General features: G+C 33.4%; 12 protein-coding genes. 2 read left to right on the forward strand and 10 right to left on the reverse strand.

Annotation, left to right across the window (positions count from 1 at the left end):
* Nucleotides 1-153 precede the first annotated feature (153 nt).
* From ATO12_RS08380 to ATO12_RS08400, 5 genes are all read right to left on the reverse strand, one after another.
* Nucleotides 154-1,092: a hypothetical protein gene (locus ATO12_RS08380; RefSeq protein ID WP_034241189.1), complete on the reverse strand. Its 939-nt coding sequence runs from the start codon at nucleotides 1,090-1,092 to the stop codon at nucleotides 154-156.
* Nucleotides 1,093-1,158: 66 nt separating this feature from the next.
* Nucleotides 1,159-2,739 (reverse strand): beta propeller repeat protein, encoded by a 1,581-nt coding sequence (locus ATO12_RS08385; RefSeq protein WP_034241190.1) that lies wholly within the window; start codon nucleotides 2,737-2,739, stop codon nucleotides 1,159-1,161.
* 15 nt (nucleotides 2,740-2,754) lie between these two features.
* Nucleotides 2,755-3,447: a CPBP family intramembrane glutamic endopeptidase gene (locus ATO12_RS08390; RefSeq protein WP_034241191.1), complete on the reverse strand. Its 693-nt coding sequence runs from the start codon at nucleotides 3,445-3,447 to the stop codon at nucleotides 2,755-2,757.
* 37 nt (nucleotides 3,448-3,484) lie between these two features.
* Nucleotides 3,485-5,053, reverse strand: a complete 1,569-nt coding sequence (locus tag ATO12_RS24705) for a leucine-rich repeat domain-containing protein (RefSeq protein ID WP_051575691.1) — start codon at nucleotides 5,051-5,053, stop codon at nucleotides 3,485-3,487.
* A 110-nt stretch (nucleotides 5,054-5,163) separates the two neighbouring features.
* Nucleotides 5,164-6,978, reverse strand: a complete 1,815-nt coding sequence (locus tag ATO12_RS08400) for a LuxR C-terminal-related transcriptional regulator (RefSeq protein ID WP_034241193.1) — start codon at nucleotides 6,976-6,978, stop codon at nucleotides 5,164-5,166.
* 485 nt (nucleotides 6,979-7,463) lie between these two features.
* On the opposite strand from ATO12_RS08400, the gene ATO12_RS08405 reads away from it, so the two are divergent.
* Both ATO12_RS08405 and ATO12_RS26345 read left to right on the forward strand, forming a co-directional pair.
* Nucleotides 7,464-11,438 (forward strand): ATP-binding protein, encoded by a 3,975-nt coding sequence (locus ATO12_RS08405; RefSeq protein WP_034241196.1) that lies wholly within the window; start codon nucleotides 7,464-7,466, stop codon nucleotides 11,436-11,438.
* Nucleotides 11,439-11,706: 268 nt separating this feature from the next.
* Nucleotides 11,707-14,412 carry a cellulase family glycosylhydrolase gene (locus tag ATO12_RS26345; RefSeq protein WP_051575692.1) on the forward strand — a complete coding sequence of 902 codons (2,706 nt, stop codon included), beginning with the start codon at nucleotides 11,707-11,709 and terminating at the stop codon, nucleotides 14,410-14,412.
* 179 nt (nucleotides 14,413-14,591) lie between these two features.
* Here the strand turns inward: ATO12_RS26345 and nagB are convergent, their stop codons facing one another.
* The 5 genes from nagB to ATO12_RS08435 all read right to left on the reverse strand — a co-directional run bounded on the left by nagB (nucleotide 14,592) and on the right by ATO12_RS08435 (nucleotide 23,535).
* A complete protein-coding gene (gene nagB / locus ATO12_RS08415; protein ID WP_034241197.1) occupies nucleotides 14,592-16,502 on the reverse strand; it encodes a glucosamine-6-phosphate deaminase in 1,911 nt (636 codons plus the stop codon).
* A 182-nt stretch (nucleotides 16,503-16,684) separates the two neighbouring features.
* Nucleotides 16,685-17,557, reverse strand: a complete 873-nt coding sequence (locus tag ATO12_RS08420; RefSeq protein ID WP_034241199.1) for a sugar phosphate nucleotidyltransferase — start codon at nucleotides 17,555-17,557, stop codon at nucleotides 16,685-16,687.
* Nucleotides 17,558-17,584: 27 nt separating this feature from the next.
* Entirely contained in the window at nucleotides 17,585-18,679 is a 1,095-nt protein-coding gene (locus ATO12_RS08425; protein ID WP_240486111.1) for a mevalonate kinase family protein, read from the reverse strand.
* A 169-nt stretch (nucleotides 18,680-18,848) separates the two neighbouring features.
* Entirely contained in the window at nucleotides 18,849-20,228 is a 1,380-nt protein-coding gene (locus tag ATO12_RS08430) for a DUF3472 domain-containing protein (protein WP_240486112.1), read from the reverse strand.
* The gene (locus tag ATO12_RS08435) at nucleotides 20,215-23,535 is read right to left on the reverse strand and encodes a VCBS repeat-containing protein (protein WP_034241202.1); all 3,321 of its coding nucleotides are present in this window, start codon (nucleotides 23,533-23,535) and stop codon (nucleotides 20,215-20,217) included. The genes ATO12_RS08430 and ATO12_RS08435 overlap by 14 nt, the downstream gene beginning before the upstream one ends.
* Nucleotides 23,536-23,566: the final 31 nt, after the last annotated feature.

A 23,566-nucleotide genomic window follows, 5' to 3' on the forward strand; every position in this document is an offset into this window, starting at 1 on the left:
CCGGCCCTTGTGATAAGTGTCTCATACGTAGTCTTGGGGAACTTATCTTTTGCATATAGATATCCTGGCCTCCAAACCTGTTAAAGTATCTATAGTAATACTTGTTGGATTATTTCAGAATATATCCATATGGATCGATTGCAACAGAACTCATTATTTAATATTCTCGCAAGCAATTTTTACTATGTATAAATGCGATACTGCCGCTCCAGGAACATTTAATTTGCCATATTTACCGCCTCCTAAATAAGGCCTTTCTAAATACATTGCCGGATTAAAAAAGCATTCTCCGTTGATAGAGTAGGCAATACCAATCTCTTTTCCTGTAGACATAAAGGAGGTTCTATCATATTCATCCTTTTGCACAAGCCAGTCCGACCCTGCCGTATCGATAGAGAGTTTTAAGACTTTGGCGCCTTTTACCTGGGTTTCGAACAATCTTTTAATATTCGTTTTGCTTAATGAAGGGTCTTTAAAAGCTCCCGAAGTATTAAAAACTTCTGGAAGAAATGTTTTTTTTGCTCTATTTTCAACGGCAGATTCTTGTACTTTACTCATGCGCTGAAAATTAATATCCTTATCAAAGTCAGACAAGTCTATTGAAAAAGTATTCTTTAAAATTTTTATTTTATCGCCATTACTATCAGTCTCATCACTTTCATAAAAAATCTCTGCTTTCATGTGTTTTTTCTTGCCCATATAATACCTTACTTCACTTTCTAAAGCAAGAAAAGCATTAAGTTCGAAGAAATCAGTTGCTTTTTCTGGAGAAGGTAAAATATCAAAAACATATGAAGTTTGTTCCATTTCTGCTTCGGTAAGCTTTAGATCTAAATATGTTATTTGATTATGAATAACAAATCCAAATGCAATTTGTTTATTTGCTTTATCATTCTCGGTCAAATATTCTTTTAAAGGCTTATCTAAGTTTACATGCCAATAAAACTCATCTTTCCATGAAAATTGGGTTTGCTCGGTCGCTCCCTTTTCTTTGGAGTTTGAACAAAATGATGTAAGGTTGGTATCGGTAGTCGCATTTGCCTGTAGACTATAAAATAATATCGTTAAACAAATGGTTAAAAACTTTTTCATCTTATTTGGTATTATAATAGCTTTTGTATTATAAGAGGCTATGTACACAAGCTATATTAAGTTATTTTATTTTTTTAAGTTAAATGAATTAAAAACTGTTTGAGCATCACTAGAATTCATATTTACACAAGCAATAATAATGAGTTTGTCATCATCACTGATTGCATTAAACGTATTCATCTCTACATTCTTCTTTGAAGTATAGGAAACTTTTATGCCATCAATTCCATTATACTCTTTTGTTGTTTCTTCAAAATCTGTTTTAGAGTTCTTTTTATATGTATTGATTACTGCGGTCAGTAATTTTTCATTACTGGTTTTTGATGGATTATCAAGCTTTCGAACCGAAACAATGATTTTTTCACTTCCTTTTTTTGAAACCAATTGCACTTCATTTTTTTTGGTCTGTTTTTCTTCATTTGTCCCATTGGCATGAACCAGCACATCATAGGAAGTATTTAGGGCATCGTTGTTGAACCGGTACGTTTTCCAATCCACGCTTCCAGTTGTATTGCTTGCAACAGTATTGTTCAGGGCGGTAATTCCCTTTACATGGTAGCCAAATTTTTTCTTTGCCTGGGCACTCCAATCTTTACCATCTTTTGAGGTGAACATCGTGGCGTCATTGCCCACCAGTACAAATCGGTTCCCATCATGAATCATATCAAAAACAGCGCTTCTTCCTCCTCCTCTTTTAAAGTTTTCCGTCCATTTTTGTGTGATATCCCCGGCAATAAAGATATCTTCGAACGGACTTGCGGCCACCCACATACTATTGTGGTATGCCAATCCCCATATTTGGTTCTTGGCTGGGTTGAACATATATTTCCATGTTTCACCCATATCTGTAGAATAAGCGGTTTTGGTACTGTTGGATGAGGCTACCAAAGTATTTTTACCATCCCAAGCAATACTTTTAAGTCCTCCTGTATTAATGCTGGCTGCATTCCCGGTTAAAGCCATATCTTTTTCAACTACAATTTTATCTCCCTCAATCTTTAATATTTGTCCTTGCATCATTCTATTTCCGCCCACGAGGTAAAACTTTCCTTTTGCATAGAGCATATCCAATGGATATTGCAGTCCTGGATGGATTTCTGGCGGGAACTCTCCTTTTGAAGGTCGTTTGCCATGAAGTTTAGGGTTCTTCTTAATGTCCTTTAAGCTAAGTCCCGATTTACTTTTTGAAGCTCTTTTTTCAGCAGTACTTTTTTCACCGGTACGTACAAACTTCCAGTCAATTCCATCTTTTGAATAAATAATGTGGAATTTTCCTGCTGCTACAAAAAAACCATTTCCATAGGCCACACATTTCATGGCTTCTCTATTTGGAAAGGCAATATCACCGGTATAGGTATATACATTGCTTTCTTTCCAGCTTTTTCCTTTGTCTTCCGAAGTTAAGATAGTGTTTCCAACAGCCACCAGTTTTCCATCTCCGGAAGTAATATCGAAAAGCCTGTTCTGACCAGTTTCTGCTTCCATTTCAGAATCCCAAATTGTGGTCATGGTCTTGCCATAATCAGAAGTTTTTAAAATATAGCCATTGTTACCGCTTTTGGTAACGGCCATAAACAGTTCCTGGGCTTTTGATTGGCAAGAAACCAATATCAAGATTATCAATACTATGTTTTTATAATTTTTCATACGTTATCTGTTTTTTTAAGAATTAAGAAGTGTGTGTCGTATCCAGTCTACAATAAGCCGCTCTTTGTTTAAATAAATCAAGGTCAGTCCCATAACATCATAGATACCGTGAACAAGCATACAGAGGATCAGGTTTTTTCTGTTCAGGAAAAAAATCAGACAGAAAATAAAACTTATGATCCCTGTTGAAATCACCCCGGACATGCCCTGATATAAATGTGCCAGCCCAAAAATGATGGAGATGACCATTGCCGACAAAAACCAGGCTTTATCACTATTACCAAAAATAAAGGCCAATCGCTTCATAAAATAGCCTCTGTACACCAGTTCCTCTCCAAAAGCGGCAATAACCCACATTGCCAAAACAGTAATGAGGTAGATTGAAAAGTTACCGCGGATTGCATCCAGGTCGCTTAAATCTATAATCCCGAAAAAATACTCTATGACGGGGTTAACAAGAATATCCACAAGAACATAAATTCCCAGGGCATACCATATGGCATATGTGATGTTCTGCATCCAGGGTTGTTTGGTAATCCCAAAATCTGCCCAATTGAATTTGGTGGACCAAAGTGCCAAAAGAGTGGCCAGTAAGCCAAACCAATAGCCCAATCCTCCGGTAAAATAACTGATTATTGTACTGATTGCAATCAAGTTGATGATCAGTAGCCGATCGGTCATCAACCAATCGCTTATTTGCTGTTTCATACTTTAAGAATTTGCTGGTATTGATTAGGTTTACCGACTATTCTTCAACGCAGAGATCACCATCACTAAAAATAATGATATTGGCGGCACATATTTCTGGAGGTAGACTTGTAAGGTTGGGATTGTTACGCACAAACAATCTTAATCCACTCATACTAGCCATCTCAATCGGTAAGGTGGTTAGGTTGTTGTACTCCAATACAAGTGTTCTTAAAGCGTTTAAGTTTTGAATATCAGCTTCTATACTGGTCAATGCTAAATTTCTAAGATATAAGTGCCGTAAAGAAGTTAGTTGATAAACTACAGGTGGCACTTCACTAAATCCATTATTTTCTAATTGCAGTCTTTCCAGATTGCTTAAATTGACGATGCTCTCTGGTATATTTTGCAATCTATTGTCGTTTAAATTCAATCGTTTTAAATTGGATAGGTTGCCAATATTGTTTGGTAAGCTGGTTATTTTGTTTCCATTAAGATATAACTCCTCCAGAGCAGGTAAACCAAATAAAGATGAAGGTAAGGTTGCAATTTCATTTTCTGACAAACCCAACTCTTTAAGGCTGGTTAGGTTACCAATAGTTTCTGGCAAGGATGTAAGTTTGTTTTCCTCGATATAAAAATTTTCAAGATTTTCTAAATCTCCTATTTGCGAAGGAATAGTTGATATGTTATTGGAGTACAACTCCAATCTCTCTAATTGCACAAGATTTCCTATAGTATTAGGCAAAACACTTAATTTTTCTGAACCACTATCACCGTTATTTACTTCGAGAGTTTTCAATCCTATAAGTTTTCCTATAGATTCAGGAAGATTACCGATTCCTTTATTACTTAAGTATAACTTACTAACCCTGCTATTTGTTTCTGAAAGCCCAACACCCTCCCAATTGCTTATATCTAAATTTTCGTTCCAATTTAAAGTATTGTTAGGGTTTGCATTAAAAAGCTCCATAAGAACAGCCTTTTCATCGGTTTCAAATACATGAACGGTATAAGAGTCGGTACTCCCATCCATCCCCGTAACCGTATAAACAACATCTGAGGTATAATCTTGTGCTCCGTTTAAATCAACAGTAGCTCCTGTAGAAAGTTCTAATTGTGGTATCAACTCTCTCTCTTCTGTAAATGCCGGGATTTCAATATTGATAGTTTTTTGTTCTTCATCAATCATGCCATTGGCATCAACTATTAAAACTTCATTATCCTGAACAAGAAACTTGAAATCAAGTATTTTGGCCTGGCTTTCGGCCTCACCAACAGTTACGGTATATGTCTGTGTGGTCCCATCCTGTGCCGTTACGGTATATTGAACTGGAGAAGCAAAATCATGGGTGCCTTCCAATGGGACGATGGATGCCAATTCAGAAATTGTGAATGTTGGCTTTAAAGAGGCAACGGTAGTATTAAAAGGTACGCTTAAAATAATGGTTCCGTTGTTGTGATTGATTGTTCCTTCAACATCAACTATCAATGCATCGTTGTCTTCTGCTTTAAAGACAAAGGACAAGATTTGTTTTTCGTTACTTAAAGTAACATCATCATTTGAGCAACCGAATAGTAACAAGATTGCCAACGATAAAGTAAGTAGGTAGTTTAATCTGAACATAAGAATATATTTAAAATTATATTTGCAAAGCTATGTTCAAAACCTATACGCCTTTTGTTTATAGGGCCTACAAACGCTCTACATGGGGTGTCTACAAATGCTCTACATGTTTATAATGAATGTAAATATGAGGATAGGGTAGTATCGGTTTCCAGATCCATTTTCTTCTTGATACGATAATGGGCCATTTGCACACTTTTTGGGGAAATATTAAGTATTCTCGAAATCTCTTTTATGGATAAATCTATTTTTAGATATGCGCAATGTTTTAATTCCAAAGTAGATAGTTTTGGGTACATCCCTCTTAATAAATTGAAAAACTGGGGGTGCACTTTATTAAAATGTAATTGTAGTTTTTTCCAATCGTCTTCTAAATTTATGTTCTGTTTGATAACCGAACGAACTTCATTTATCGAATCGGATTCAGCATTGCTTTTTATATATTCCAGTACATCGTTCAAGGCTTTGTTCTTGTCACTGATATTGATTGCCAGGGATACCAGCTCTCGGTTTTTATGTGCTACTTCATCCTTTAGTCTTAGATTTTCTTCTTCCTTTGCTTTTTTTACAGCTACAGACCTATCTCTTTCCAATTCTGATTGTTTGAGCAACAAAGCCTGTTCCTTTTTTTCCCTTACATGTAATCGCTTGCGGTATTTGATCCTACTGAAAAGAAAAATCACTAAAATCACAAATGCTATGGCTGTGCTTGCCAATAAAAAAATATACAATTGTTGTTGTTGGGCGTTCTGCTGCTTTATTGTGATATCCTTGTTCAATAGGGCTATTTCTCGTTCTTTTTTTTCAGTTTCATATTTTGTGTCCAGTTCAGAAATATGTTTTTTTAAATCGATGCCATAGAGAGAATCTTGTATTGTTCCTTTTTCATTAAGATGTTTTAATGCTAATTCACAATCCCCTTTGTCCTGATAAATTATGGATAGATCATTATTAATGGAGTATAACTCTCTATACATACCGTACTCTTTAGCCTTTAGATATGCAATTTTTGTATAAAATAAAGTACTATCCCTTTTATTTTGGCTCTTGAACATCTCGGCAATTTCACGTGATATAAAAAGTAATCCACTTTTGCCACCTACCAGTTTATAATAATCCATCGAAGACTTAAAGCTTTCAACGGCACTGGTATAATTTTTCCTTTTTATATGAAGGCGACCAATATTCTCATGTACTATTGCCAGATACCAATTATTATTGGTCTTATCGAATATTGTTTTTGCTTTATTATAGTTGTCCATTGCTTCAACCATCTCATTTTTTTCTAAAAATATTGATGCAATGTTAGTATACGCTATACCTCTATGTTCGATGTTGATATCCTCCTTATTGGCAACATCTAATCCTTTTTGGTAATAACTTAGGGCTTTGTCAAATTCCTTTAAGTTAAAATAAACTCCCCCTATCCCAAACAAACAGCTTGTTACTCCTTTGTAATCATTTGTCTTTTCATAATCATCCAAAGCCAAAAAATAATTGTCCAAGCTTTTTTTATAACTACCTTGGTAAAAATAGGTCGTACCTTCCTCAAAGATGCAATCTGTAACCTCCTTATAACCTTTAATCTTCTTGTAGTTACTTATTGCTTTTTCAAAACTATTTATAGCTAATTTATAGTTAGATTTTATGGTATAAGAAAGTCCTAATACCCTATATAAAGAGGCTAGATGTTTAGTATCATTGTTATGGGATAAAAATTCAATTCCCTTTTTTGCATAAACTTCAACCGAATCGGTCTTTTGCAAAGAATGGTAGTACCATGCTACTTTACTATAAATACTGCCTTTTAATGAATCATTTGTTACATTAAGTTCAAACAGAAGACTATCGATTTTGGTGGTTGTCTGTCCAAATATTGGATACGAGCAAAGCACATAGATTAGTATTAAAAATTTTAGTTTCATATATTAAGGAAAGGGAGGAACGAATCAGAAGTAAGCTAATTTTATTCAGAAATAAAGAACAATTACCTCAAATAAGATCATCTAAAATACAAAAATACTAATCAAATGATATGAATTCGTTGAAAATTTAATTTCAAATTTTTATCAGAAAAATGTGTATTTGTTATGTCTTAACAAAAGTATATATACTCTATATCTTTAAGCCTTATAAGCTAAACTCTAGAATTTTTTATACTAGTTCGGGTTATAAAAAGAGTACTTGCTAAAAGATAATAAACTAATTTACACACAAAAATTGAGTAGAATTAACTGTATTTTGATATATTGAAGTTTGGTGTAACAAAAATAGAATACATTTTATTTAGGGAAGACTAGTAGTTAAAGTTTAGTCATTTTAAACATGAGACTTAAAAACTTTTTAAGATAATCTCAAAAATGATAGAACTTTTAATTTGGATTTAAAACTGAATCTGAAATTAAAACCTATGCAAAAATTGTATGCCAAAATTATTCTTTTTATACTATTGTTATGCAGTATAAATGATATACTAGCCAATGAGAGATACAGTATTGAGCAGATCACGGTTAAGGATGGTCTAGCTAGTAATAATATACGTTCTACCTGTCGTGATCATTTAGGATATTTATGGATAGGTACTGTTTCGGGATTGCATAAGTTTGATGGTTTTTCTATGCAGAAATTCTTCTATGATGACGAAAATGATAAATCTATACCCAATAATCACATTAATTTCGTTGTTGAGGATGATTCATTAAACTTATGGATTGGTACACGTCGAGGATTGGCCTGTTATAATAGAGAAGAGGATTCCTTTTCTACGATCGTATTTGATGAAAATTCTGCTGGAGTTCACTCTTTTAATAAAGATAATAATCAGCTTGTCTTTGGATTTTCTACAGGGTTAGCATTCTTCAACTATAAAACTAATGAATTTGATATAAGAATTTTTGAAGGAAAAGGCCCTGATGATTCTATTGTGAAACTGGCTAGTTTCGATAGTGAAAATTTTGTTGTAGGAACTACTAGGAACGGGTTATGGATATATAATAAATCATCAGATAGTATGGTGCGAATTGGGGATGAAGAAATTGAAGGAGTTTATGATATCTTGATCGACGAAAAAGGAATACTATGGGCTGTTACCAATAAAAAAGGGATAAAACTTTTTAAAAAAAATGGAGAAGAAATTTTTGATAAAACTATACATCAGTTAATAGACCCCAAATACCATTTTGTGACAGATTTGGTCGAGAAAGGAGATGAACTGTACATCTCTACAGATGGTCAAGGAATATTAATATTTGATAAAATAACAAAGAAGGTTCGAAAATTACAACATCAAAAAAGTATTGAAAGCTCATTACTCTCTTTGCCCAGTAATTCTATTACCAATTTGTATGTTGATTATTTCGGAAATCTTTTTGTTGGTACGGTTCGTACCGGTTTGATCTGGATCAATGAAGTAGCTGCTCAATCGTATTCAGAGGTTCCTTTCGGGAATCATTTTGGTTTGTCTAATCCAACTGTTTTAACATTATTCGAAGGCAATGATGATAAAATTTGGATAGGAACCGATGGAGGAGGGTTAAATGTATTTGATCCAAGATATAATACATTTGAACATATACAAGAATTTAAAGAAGGAAAAATTGTTTCGATATGTAAATACAAAAAAGATAAGATTTTAGTGAGTTTTTATCGTGATAAAATTAGAGTGTTTGATACAAAACGGAATACATTTGAAAAAGAAGGGAAGAATCCTTGGTTAAAAAAATGGAGCAAACCAGACTCTTATATCCCTACATATCTGTTTAATGATGAATATGGTAATATTTGGAATTTTAGTAGAGAAAAAATTGAGTTAAGGACTACTGATGGTGCAGTAGATATATTGGGAAAAATTAATGGATGGAAAATGAAACGTCCCATAACAATTAATACCCTAGAAGAAATAAATGATAATGAGTTTGTTGCTAGTGGAGTGTATGGGGCATATCTCATAAATATTTCAAAAAAATCGATTAGCAATATTTTTTCATTATCTGATGAGAAATGGAATTGCGAAAAATATAATAATTCTATTTATTCGATGGTTAAGATACGGGATAGTATATGGATGGCTTCTTCGATAGGGCTATTTTGCTACAACAATAAAAACAAACAAATACATTATAATGAAAACAAATTTTTCTCGGCTGTACATAGCGTTACAGAAGGGATAGATAATAGCTTATGGTTAGGAACTAATAATGGGCTTTATCGTTATCATCTTTCCGACAAGAGCTACCAACTTTACGGAAGATTTAAAGGAGTTCGAATACATGAATATATGGATGGTTCTGTGTTAAAATGCAGGAATGGCGATGTGTATTTTGGCGCAGCGGATGGGTTGGTAAAAATTAATGCCAATCAAGATACTAACGAATCATTAACCGCTCCTATAATTTCTATTGTTGATATCATGACTGATGGTGTTCGAAAAGCAAAAAATCAAGATGATAATCTATTAAATAATGAAATTAAATTAGCTTGGAATAATTCAAGTTTACATTTTAATTTGGTCGTAAACGAAAAAGATATTTTTCGTAACAGAATTTATAGAATTCAATTCGATGGATACTTAAACGAAGTAATAGAAACGACTAATCCACAAGTTTATTTTACTCATATTCCGCACGGAAACCACGAAATAAAAATATGGTGTAATCTTACGGATGGAAGTTGGCCTGCAGAATATACATCAATATCACTTTTTGTTCCATTACCCTGGTGGAAAAGCTGGTGGTTTATAGGCAGTGTTATTTCTCTAATGTTATTTATTTTTATTCGAATGTCGTTAGATTTTAAAAAACGAGAAAAGCTAAAAGCTGAGCTATTTATTGAAAGAGAACGAAAAGAACAGCAAAAGTTACTTCACAAAAAAAAACAGGAATTCTTTACAAATATTTCACATGAATTAAGAACTCCCCTAAGTTTGGTTTACGGTCCGTTAAAGCGTTTGTTAGGCCAACAGGTTTTTACACGGGAAGAGATATTTAGGAATATAAAAGTAATGCATGAAGCCACTCTAAAAATGAAGCGATTAATAGAGCAGGTTTTAGATATTCGAAAGTTTGAAATAGGGATAGGAGAAATTAAGTTGGATAGGTTATATCTAAATAACTGGTTACATAAATATGTAAAGCAATTTGAACTAGAGTTTGAAACGAAAGACATAACTCTTGTTATTAAATTACCAGAAAAAGAAGAAGTCGTAACGTTTGATGAAGATAAATTGGACAAAATCCTTAGTAATTTATTAATCAATGCAATTAAGTATTCTCCTCAGCATGGGCAAGTGTTTTTAAGTTACGTAAAAAAAGTTGATAAAATTGAATTTGTTATTGCGGATCAAGGACCAGGGATTTTAGAGGAAGAAAAAGAAGTTATTTTTGATCGTTTCTTTCAAGGAAGTAATCATTTAGAAGGTTCTGGAATTGGATTAACATTTGTTCGTAAGCTAATAGAGTTTCAATATGGTAAAATCTGGGTAAATAATAGACCTGAAGGAGGAGCCGAATTTAGATTTTATCTGCCATACATAAATTATGTACTATCAGAAAATGATAATGTACCGGCTTTTGATAAGACATGTTCTGATGAGTGTGAATATGTACAGGGTCATAATTATGAAGTATTACAAGATAAAGTTATTTTGATTGTTGAAGATGATATTGATTTGAGGACTTTTATTGTTAAAGGACTTAATCAGTATTGTAAGGTTATTGAAGCTACAAATGGAGAAGAAGCATGGCATTTGGCCCTGTCTCATTTGCCCGATATTATTATCTCTGATATCATGATGCCGAAAATGAATGGTTTTCAACTATGTGAAAAAATCAAGAATGATGTTCGTGTAAGCCATTTAGTAGTGGTACTGTTAACTGCTAAGAGTGATGAAGAAAGCCGATTATTAGGATATAAAGGAGGGGCTGATGCCTACTTGTCAAAACCTTTTAGCTTGGATTTACTATGTGTCCGAATAGTGAATATTATTGAAAATAGAAATCTTCAAAAAGAATTAATAAGAGTAAAACAAAAAATTGTCCCTGCATTAATAACCTACAATAATACTGATGAAGTTTTTCTTAAAAAGGTGATCACTATAATAGAAAACAATCTCGATGATCCTAATTTCAATGTAAATATATTGAATGCTGAATTTGCGATGAGTAGATCTGCATTTTATGCAAAAATGAAAACTATATCTGATTTAGGTGTTAATGAATTTATTAAACTTATTAGAGTTAATACTGCGGGTGAATTATTAAGAAATACAAACCTTCCTATAAATGAGATAGCCATGAAAGTAGGGTTTGACAACCAACGATATTTTAGTACAGTTTTTAAAGAAATTAAACAGTGTACACCTACCCAATATAGAGAAAGTACAAAATAAATCTTTTTGAAAAACAACTTAAGCTTTTGATCATTTGTTGTTAAGCTGATATAAAATATCTTCAATAGTTTCTCAAAATGATCATATAATTTGGTTAAATAAAACATGTTAGACAAAATCAAACATTGTTTGGACAGCATTGAACATGATAAAAGCTAAAATTTGGTTGCTTTGATTGTCCTATAAGATGAGCTGATTTATAAAATTAAAATTCGCGAACAGTTTACTTGTAGATAAAGAATTAATCTCTTAACCAAAATTTTTAACCATGAAAAAATTATTTTCAAAAGTATTTTTGTCAATGGTATTACTCTTATTCTTTTTTGGAAATGGGTATGCACAAACGATAAAAAACGATGCTGTTTCGACCAACGGTCAACTACAAGTTAAAGGCTTAAAATTGTGTAATCAATATGGTAACCCTATTCAATTACGGGGAATGAGTACCCATGGTATTCATTGGTTTGAATCATGTTATAATGAAGCTTCTTTAGATGCTTTAGCAAACGATTGGGATGCCGATGTTCTTCGTATTTCTCTTTACGTTCAAGAAGGAGGATATGAAACAGATCCCGCTGGTTTTACCGCTAAAGTTGCAAAAATGATTAATATGGCGACTGATCGGGGTATGTATGCTCTGGTAGATTGGCACCAGTTAACCCCCGGTGATCCAAATTTTAACACCGATAAAGCAAAGACCTTTTTTACAAACATTGCTACTCAATTTAAAGATTACAACAATATCATTTATGATATTTGTAATGAACCAAACGGATCTGATGTTACATGGCCCAAAATTAAAAATTATGCTGAGGCTATTATTCCCGTAATTCGCGCTATAGACGCAGATGCACCAATATTAATAGGGACACATGCTTGGGCATCACTTGGTATATCTATGGGAAAAAGTGCTAAGGATATTGTAGATAATCCTTTAACTTTCCCAAATATCATGTACACCTTCCATTTTTATGCGGCATCGCATAAAGATGCATATTATAACGAACTTGATTGGGCATCAGACAGGTTACCCATATTTGTAACAGAATTTGGTTCACAAAATTATAGTGGTGAAGGCCCAAATGATTTTGTTATGACCCAGAAATACCTGGATTTATTACGTAGAAAAAAGATTAGTTGGACAAATTGGAATTATTCTGATGATTTTCGCTCTGGTGCTGTATGGAAAACGGGAACATGTGCAAGCGGAAAATGGACTGATGCTAATTTAAAAGAAGCTGGAAAATGGATAAAAGACAAAATATTAAATCCTGCAGATGATTTTCCGGTTGATCCAGTAACTCCTCCTGCTGTCCCAAGTGATTTGACCGCAAAAACTATTTCAAAAAACCAAATCGACATTAGTTGGTTAGACAATTCGAATGATGAAAGTTCTTTTAGAATAGAACGTTCTGCAGATGGTACGAGTGGTTGGACACTTATAGCTAACCCTACTACAAATACAACCTCATATTCTGATACCGGTCTTACACCAAATACAGCTTATTATTACAGAGTAAGGGCAGAGAATTCTGGAGGAAATTCTGCGTATTCTAATACGGCTAGTGCAACTACTTTACCCGATGGAACCGCACCTGAAGCTCCGAGTATCTTATCAGCAACTGCTGTTTCAAAAAGCCAGATTAATTTAAGCTGGGCAGATAATGCAAACAATGAAGATTTGTTTAAAGTAGAACGTTCTGCAAATGGTACCAGCGGGTGGACATCTGTTGGAACAACTACGGCTGATGTGACTACATATTCTGATACTGGTCTTACACCAAATACAACCTACTACTATAGAGTAAGGGCCGAGAATACAACAGGCAATTCTGCGTATTCTAATATGGCCGATGCAACTACTCTGAAAGATGGAACTCCTCCAGGAAAGAATATAGCTTTAAATAAAACAGCTACTGCTTCATCATTAGAAACACCAAGTTTTCCAGCTTCCTCGGCAGTTGATGGAAACAACACGACACGTTGGGCTTCTACAGAAGGGGTTGATCCTCAGTGGATTTCTATTGATCTGGGAGCAACTGCTAAGATTGATCGTGTAGTACTTAATTGGGAAGTAGCGCATGCAACTGCGTATAGTATAGAAGTATCAGATGATGGAACGACATGGACATCTATATATACTACATCAAATGGTGATGGAAAGATCGACGATTTAAGTATTACCGGAAACGGACGATATATCAGAATGTATGGTACAGCCAGAGGAACTCCTTATGGATACTCATTATATGAATTTGAAGTGTATGGTACTATTGGAGATATTCCTCCTCTGGGAGAAAATATAGCTCTACATAAAACAGCTACTGCTTCATCATTAGAAACATCAAATTTCCCAGCCTCTTCGGCAGTTGATGGTAATAATACTACACGTTGGGCTTCTACTGAAGGAGTTGACCCTCAGTGGATTTCTATTGATTTGGGAGCGACTGCTAAGATTGATCGTGTAGTGCTTAATTGGGAAGTAGCTCATGCAACCGCTTATAGCATAGAAGTATCAGATGATGGAACGACATGGACATCTATATATGCTACATCAAATGGTGATGGAAAGATCGACGATTTAAGTATTACCGGAAACGGACGATATATCAGAATGCACGGTACAGCTAGAGGTACTCCTTATGGATATTCATTATATGAATTTGAAGTGTATGGTACTTTTACAAATAGAACACTTAATAGTATAAAACCATTAAATGTTAGCGTTGTGAAAGCATATCCCAATCCTTTTACAAATACGATTAACTATACATTTGACTTAGAAAAGAGAACTCATATAACATTGACATTGTTTTCCCTACGAGGCGTTGAGATCGATGTGGTAATTGATAAAACGTTACCTGCCGGAAATCATAATATTAAATACGATGGTAGTTCGTTAAACAGTGGTATGTATATATACAGAATGCAACTAGGTAAAGGTAAGACCATTTATAACTATTTGATCAAGTAGCACTCTGATAACCTTCAAATAGTTATATATAAGAAAGCTGTCCACCCCTCAATGAGACAGCTTTCTTTCATAAAATCAAAGCTTTAAAAGGTTTTTGTTTTATGGTGGCAGCTTATGGTGACATAAAATTATTAATGATATTTCTTCGTTTAAATTAGCTACTAAAGAGTTAGCGGGAATCAACTCCAATTATCATACTTTACAAAGGCTTCCATAGCAGCGTAATCAGCTAATCCCAAAGCATTGTATTTTTGTGCTGTATCTCTGTTTCGTTCTTCTGCCCGCATCCAGAATTCTCTTGAATCTTCTCCCTGAAACATGACTCCATCTTTTTGTGATTGATGGCAAAAAATAGCGTGTCGTTTTTTTAGTACTTGATCCGGACTCATGGGGACAGCCATTTCAATTTCATGAATATCCCATTCGTGCCATGCGCCTCGATATAACCAAACCCAACAATCTTTCATATAAGACTTTGTTTTTAACTCTTCTAAAGCCTTAAATAGAGCATCTAAACATACTTTGTGAGTCCCATGAGGGTCTGCCAGGTCACCTGCTGCATAAATCTGATGAGGTTGTATTTCTTCTATTAATTTACACATGATAGCAATGTCTGCTTCTGATAGTTTGTCTTTTTTTATTTTACCTGTTTCGTAAAATGGTAAATCTAAAAAATGAACATTACTATCGTTTAATCCTAAATAGCGTGTTGCTGCAAATGATTCGCTTCTTCTGATTAGCCCTTTTAACTGTCTTATCTCTATAGTATCTGAAGCATATTCGTTTGTATTAGACAACGTATCAATAATGTTCTGAGTTACTATTGAATCTGAATTTAATTTTAGACTTACTTCTGCAAATTTTAAGGCTTCTTGATTTGAAACAGCAATGTTACCCGATGTTTGGTATGCCACATGAACATCATGACCTTGCTCAACCAACCTATCAAAAGTACCTCCCATAGAGATCACATCATCATCGGGATGCGGGCTAAAAATAATTACTCTCTTTTTGGCTGGATTACCTCTTTCCGGCCTATTCGTATCATCGGCATTAGGTTTACCACCGGGCCATCCCGTAATCGTATGTTGTAATTTATTAAACATTTTAATATTTAAATCATAAGCAGAACCTTCTTGCACTAATAATCCAGACATACCATTATCGTTGTAGTCCTTATCTGTTAGACTTAAAATACTTTTTTGAGTAACTTCACATAGCCAGATAATTGCTTTATTCTTTAATGCATCTGTCCAGATTAATGAACTGACCAACCAAGGTGTTTTATTTCTAGTTAATTCTGATCCTGCCTCGGTATCCAATACAAAAGTTGTGTTTTGATGCTCTTGAAGATATGTTGCAGGTACTTGGGAAGAAATATTTCCTTCTATTGTTTCTTTGATGATTGATGCTTTGTGTTGTCCCCATCCTAACAGTACAATACGTTTTGCTGCTCTTACTGTAGCAATTCCCATAGTTATAGCTTTTCTGGGAACATTTTCTATACCTAAAAAAGAAGGAGCAGCATCTACTCGGGTAATATGATCTAGTGTGATCATTCTTGTACCCGAGTTATAATGTGATCCTGGTTCGTTGAAACCTATATGACCTGTTCTTCCTATACCTAATAATTGAAAGTCTAAACCTCCTGCTTCTTTAATTTTCATTTCATAATCTATACAATATTGATAGAGACCATTACTACTTATTTTTCCATCAGGAATATGAACGTTTTCAGGAAGTATATCAATATGATCAAAGAGATGTTCATACATGAAGTAGTAATAACTTTGTATATTTTCTATATCCATTGGATAATATTCGTCTAAGTTGAAGGTTACCACATTTTTAAAACTTAACCCTTCTTTATGATGCATTCGTACCAATTCTTCATATACTTTAATTGGGGAAGAACCTGTAGCTAATCCCAAAACGCATTGTTCATTTTTTTGAGATTTTTCTTTTATAAGATTGGCTATTTCTGTAGCCACTACTATAGAAGCTTCATTAGAATTCTTAAAAATTACGTTATGTATTTTTTCAAACCTTGTTTCCTCAAATTGACCTGCTGGTTTATAATTAATCTCCATCTTTATTTTAATTACATTTTATAATACATTAGTTTTAATTCTACTCCATATTTTTGGAAGTAAATATCCAGGAACAATAGCCCATATGGGTAGTGACAGGGCCTATGTTATGTACACATATATTTAATATCCTGTGGCAAACGATGCTATCTATATATCAATACACACTCTAATAACTAATTTTAATCCCAGCTTAATTTAGAATAATGTTTATTTAAGTATTCTTTTACTGCAACGATATCTTCTTTAGCTGTTAAATCTGGTACATGCTCAGAAAAAGGTATTCCTATAGCTTCGTTTGGATAATCTTTTAGCATGTTTAAAAACACCGTTGGTAATTCTTTTTCATTTCTTTCGGGGTGAACGGGGCAGTTTTTTAAATAGGAATAGATAGCACTACCATTAAATTTGAAAGCGTTCATACTAACTCGTAGTTTACCTTCTATGTCTCTGTAGTTATGAACTTCTTTTTGAGAAGGCTTCTCAACAATATCTAATAAATGGTTTGTCTCATCTAATTTTGCAAGTGCGAAACGTGAAATTCGTTCTGAGGAAAACTCCATTGTATCTCTATCATAACTAATAAACGCATTTTGACTAGAAGTAGCTCTTAGGGCAAATAACGCTTCTGAGGAATACAAATTATCACTGTTACATACGGTATAATAGTCTTCGTTTAATTCGGGATATTGCTCAACTGCCTGAAATACTGCATCTGCTGTTCCAAATGGTTTTGCCCTTCCTGCAGGAATATATTGAATAGCAAAAGAGATGTCAAGTCCATGAAAATCATTATCCTTATCACTATTACCGTAAAATTTTTTAAATAATTCACCTTGTTCGCTTATGATAATATATACCTTTTTATAACCTGCAAGTTTTACATTATATAACAGATAATCCATAAGAGGGCGTCCATTTGGGCCAACACCTATGAGACCTTTACTTCTTTTATTTGCTTGCTCAATTTCTTCATCGCTTAAACCCTTAAATGAAGTTTGTTTCTTCATTCTGGATGAGGCGCCGCCAGCCAAAATTATTAAGTTTCTATGCATGGGATAATTTATTTTTGTTTATTATTTTTAGAGTATTCTTGCTCCAGGATCTACTTTAACCGGATACGCATTTTTTCCTCCAGCTTTTATAATTTCATCAATAACCTGTTGCTCTTTGCCTTCTGGAGCAATAGTAACAATACTACCTCCTTTTCCCGAGCCAACAATCTTTGCCCCATAGGCACCAGCTTGTAAAGCTCCTTCGATCATACGATCTATTTTGGGCAGCGTTATTTTTAAAACATCTCTTAAGATGGTATGATGCTTATTCATTAAGATGCCTATTTTTTTTATGTCCAAATGATCTTTTTTGAATTCTAAAAGTGCTTTTTGCGTAATATCATGGTTCAATACAGCTGCATAAAAAAAAGGTTCTAATCTATCTGGTAAATGAAGAGATAATTTCTTTATATCTTTTTTTTTAATTTTTTCTATATCAAAATTTTCATAGCACATTGCTAATGTATGTATTGCCTGCCAGGCGTTTTCTTTTAACTCATTAAGAACTCCTATTGTTTCTTTCGGAATACCAGACTCTCCTATAATTAATCCTGGTATAGAGCAATCAAATAATTCATACGAATTGCTTTTTCCGGTTTCCAAATACATAATATTTCCCAGTCCGATGCTATATTGATCCATTTTTCCTCCAGGGTTTCCATGTTCCAAAACTTCAGCCTCATATGCTATTTGTGAAATAAACTCTGGGGTGATTTTATGGTTTGCTCCAAAAGCTTCTAATAAAAACTGAACCCATGACACGACTACTGCAGAAGAACTAGAGGTGCCGGCATTTATAGGTAGATTTCCAGAAATTGTAATGTCATACCCAATATTAGGAATACAACCATATCTTCTCAGTACTTTTAGTGCTGATAATAAATGATCTCCTTTTTCAACAAAACTAATTTTATCATAAATATTAATACTTCTTTTTTTACCTATATCTGGTGTATTGATATTAAAGATTTTTTCTTCATTTTTTATAGCAGTTAATTTGATATGTCTATTTATAGCACAGGCTATAACCGGTAAACCTAAATAATCTTGATGGTCTCCAAAAAGACATGTTCTACCCGGAGCAAATGAAATCAGTTTATTTTTTCGGTTAATTTTTTTCAAAATCATGTTATTATATTCGATACATATTATTTGTTCTAGCAAAATAAAGCCTCTGAATAATGTTTAATCATCAAAGGCTTTAGAAAACTAACTAACTCAACAACATTTAAAGTTTTAGTTTAGTTAAAGTGATGCCAGGTTACTTATTTTTTTAGAGTCGATATTTAGTTTATTGCGACCCTAAACTTGGTAATGACGAAAAATCTATATTTGGTTTTATACCATTTGATGTTCTCGAAAACTCGGTATTTATAATTGTATTATCATCAAAGAATCCGCAGTTTTTTAAATAGAACGAGCTTTCTTTTACGCCGCCAGCATAATCAAGTCTAGCTTTATCTCGGGCCGTTGCATCAGCAGTAAATTTGGCTTTGGTTAATTCGTACCATTCTCCTTGTGTATCATATACCCATTGATTTGTGTATTTTCCTTTTCGCGAAATAAACCCAGTATGGGGGCTAAAGTTTTCTAAAAATGAATGGAATCTTTTTAGGTATGTATTGGTATGTGGTCTTCTAAAACTTGCTATTAATTTCCACTCACTTTCTTCTGGGGCATAGAAATAAGCGGTATAATCTGTACTGTTGTTTATCGAGGGCTCTCCTTTTAGCAAAAATTTGTATGTGTTTTCAGGTTTCCAATCAAACACTTTATAGCTCTGTCCTCCAGAACCTTCTCCTCCAAAATTTCCAGCTGTTACTCCTTCTCCTTTGCCTAAAAGAATTACCTTATAATCATCTGGAATAGTACTTGGATCATCAGTGACAAAAGGGCTCCATACAGAGAATAATATTCTTCTTTCGGTATCAGAATTAACTTGTATTCCAAAATATCCTTCGCCAAAACCATTTGCCATAAAATAAGATCCAACTACATCTTCTCCCTTCGGCACAGTAATCTCGTTATAAAAATAGGTAATGTCCTTGTTTTCTGGCATTTTATAGGTTAAATGAACGGAAGGACCTCTTCTTCCGAAATGTAAGCTGAAATCACTAGGTACAAAAGAAATACCACTAGCTGTAGCAGGCCCTCCTAAAAGGATTTTGTCGATATCACCTATATATTCACCTGTTTTTTGAAGCCCTTGAATTTCAATAAAATTATACCCGGGTTTAGTGATGTCAAACATCCCTATTTCAACGTTTTTATAAGTTGTATTATCAATTACAACATCTTTTGTTGTATTTCCTACCGTTACTTTAATAGTGGATGGTCCTTTTTCTGATTTCATATGTAAACCCAGATGCAATTCGCCCGTTAACTTTGTATGAAAATAAATACGAATAATGTCATCTAATGCTGTCCAATTATGGATCCCTGAATCATGAATTAAAACAGCATCCTGCTTAGTGCTATTTATTACCCAGCTATTACCTCCGGGAGGAACCGTGATTGATAGGTCTAACTCTCTATTATCTAAAGGATTAAGAGTTTTTTTGTCTGAACTACAGGCTAATATGCAAGTGCTTATCAGGAGGAGTAAGATTTTGTGAATTGATTTTTTATATTTCTTCATTGTCTTATATTCATCATTATTAGTTAACTTCATATAATTGATGCTTACTATTATTATTTATTACAATAACTTTTTTCTTTTTTCGAGAGGTTATCAGCAACATATTTCTTACATCTTTATCTACATAAAATCCAGTTTCAGCATTTTTTACAGGCTTAAATTCCTTTTTTGAGCTTCCTTTAAGATAAACACCTATACCAGCATCGGCACGAGTGGTTTCTACCTCTGTATGATAATTATTTCCTGCCATGAGTAAGTCTTTAATCTGGTCACCATCAAAATCTTCATAAAGAATACTGTTGATAGGACTCATTTGGGCTTCTGGTGGAAATGGTGTGAATTCAAAACTAACGTTGTTATTAATAAAAATACCAGACCTGAATTCTGTAGCTTGATAGTGAATAGCTGATTGAAAAGTCTCACCTAATATTTCCTGAATATCACTATTCGCAAAATCATTATACGTTTTTATCCTTTCTTTTAAGTATGGTATTTGTTCTGCAGTACAATGTTTACCTCTTACAGGGACTTGCTTAGATTTATAATATTTGGCCAACATAATATCTTCTGTACCATTATTATCGAAATCATTTGTATACACATGAAAAGGCTTTTCTTTTGATGCCTTATGTTTGAAGTTTAATCCTAAATTCCCAGCTATTATATCTTTGTCCCCATCTTTATCAATATCGACTACCAAAATTTTATTCCACCAACCCTTGGTTAATGATAAATCATTATACATTTCTTTTCTAGAAAGAATACCTTTATCATTACTAAAGACTTCAATACCCATCCATTCTCCTGTAACCACTAGATCTAAATCATTATCATTGTCAATATCATTCCATTCTGCACTAGTTACCATACCAACATTTTTTAGATCTGGTGCCAAATCATCTGTTTTATCTATAAAGTTTCCATCTTTATTGATTAACAAATAACTTGTTGGTGCATATGGATATTTTCCCGGAATTACGCGACTTCCTATAAATAGATCAATATCACCATCCTGATCAAAATCTGAAGCTTTTACAATAGAACCGGCAGTATAAATGGGTGGTAACTTCGATTCTGATCGATTAAAATTATAATCTCCTTTATTAACATATAATCTATCTTGCAACAGTTGTGAATTTGGATCAAACTCATAGCTTCCGCTTACTACATATAAATCTTGATCTCCGTCATTATCTGCATCAAAAAAGGTAGCACTTACATCCTCGTATATACTGTCCTTTATAAAACCTGGTACAGGAATATTTTTGAAATTTCCATCTTGTGTGGCAACTAATAGTTGTGCGGTTTGGTTATGTGCTCCTCCTATGAAAAGATCCTCTAATCCGTCGTTATTAAGATCTGTTTTTGCTATAGCTGGCCCTGTTTGTGACAGTTTATGGGGTAATAATAATTGTTTGTCAAAGTCATTAAAAGGAATTTCGGTATGCTCAAAATCTAACAAAGTTTCTGTAAAAATTGTATTAGATTTTGTATTGGTATTTTGTTCTGTTGTTTTACTACTTTTTGCATAATCAATACGTAATAGTTGATTTGCTTTTGTATTGGTAAAGTATTGTTTATTCCCATCAGACCAAATGATCTCTATTTTGGGAACACTAGTATGTTTACCTAAACCAAAATGTAATGTATTAGACATAGAGGAGAGGTATCCTCTAGAGTTTATGAGTTGTCGAGTCAATATTTCTCCATCATTTTGGTATATTTTTACAGTTGTTCCTACTCCGAAAATATTTTCCTTGGGTCCTTTGAAAGTAAATTGTAAAAAATTGTTGGTATTGATCTTTCTCGCATTATTTCTAAGGATAGTTGCATTTTCATCTAAATTGTTAGTAACAATGTCCAAATCTCCATCATTATCTAGATCAACATATACAGCACCATTTGAAAATGTGGGTTTTTCATCTGACCAATCTTTGGTTATATTATCAAATTGTAGATTTCCTTTATTTTTAAATAAGTAATTGGTTAATTTTTGTTGTGGTAATTTTTGAGTGAATTGATAAAAATCTTTCTCTTTTAGGGTATTTCTTTTATCGTTGATTGTATTATTGATTTCGATGTTCATGTCACGATCGACTACATCTCTATAAATACCATTAGTAACATAAATATCATTAAACCCATCTAAATCAAAATCAGCAAAAAGAACAGACCAACTCCAGTCTGTTTGAGCAAGACCAGACAGATGTGCAATCTCACTAAAAGAACCATTTTTGTTATTTAATTGCATTACATTATGCATGTACTGATGATGATGATCGTTTTTTACCATATGATTAAATCGATCGATAGACATCATAGACATAGTCGTTTTAGATCTTATATGATCTTCTGGACTCATATCTAAAACCATTATATCATTAAACCCATCGTTATTAATATCTCCTATATCACTTCCCATACTATAGTATGAAATGTGCTTAAAAAGTGAATTTCTTTTCTCAGAAAAGGTTCCGTTTTTATTATTTATATATGCAAAATCAGGTCCTATAAAATCATTAGATACATAAATATCCAGCCAACCATCATTGTTAAGATCTCCTACCTGTGCATTAAGCCCAAAGCCTAAATCTGGTAAAATTCCTACTTGTATAGAAACATCTGTAAAATTTCCTTTTCCATCATTATTATACAACCTATCACTACTTCTAAAGAATTGAGTTTTTTTACTACTCTGAATTTTGTTGATATCTATTATCTTACCCGATAGGTCAAATTCGGCTGGAGCGTTAGCAATATAAACATCCAGATCTCCGTCTTTATCATAATCAAAGAATGTAGATGCAATCGATCGATTAGTGTCTGCCAAACCATAGAGTTTTGCTTGTTCTGTAAAGGTGAGATCTCCATTATTAATATATAGCATATTGGCAAGTTTCTGGTCTCCTTCGTACCAACCAGCTCTATTGATATATATATCTAAAAACCCATCATTATTGATATCAACAACAGATACTCCGGTATCAAATCCAGCCCTTTTTTTTATTCCGGATTTTATAGTGATATCTTCAAACTGAAAATTTCCTTTATTTAAAAAGAGTTTATTATGATAGATATTAGAAGTAAAGAAAAGATCTTCTAATCCATCATTATTGAAATCGGCTGCGGCCACTCCGCCACCAATATAGATGTATAAGTATTTATAATAATGTAATTGTTCGGATTCTAATATTTTGTTTTCAAAAGTCACTCCTGTAATCTCTGTTGGGACTTTTGTAAATAATGTATCTGATGATAGATTATCTACTTGATTATTACAAGAATACAGGAGTGTAACTACAAAAAACACAATCCAACTTTTATATATACAAATCCGCATGTTTTTGATATAAGAATACTTTAACTAATTA

This window comes from Aquimarina atlantica (genome assembly GCF_000626715.1).
Taxonomy (GTDB): Bacteria; Bacteroidota; Bacteroidia; order Flavobacteriales; family Flavobacteriaceae; genus Aquimarina; species Aquimarina atlantica.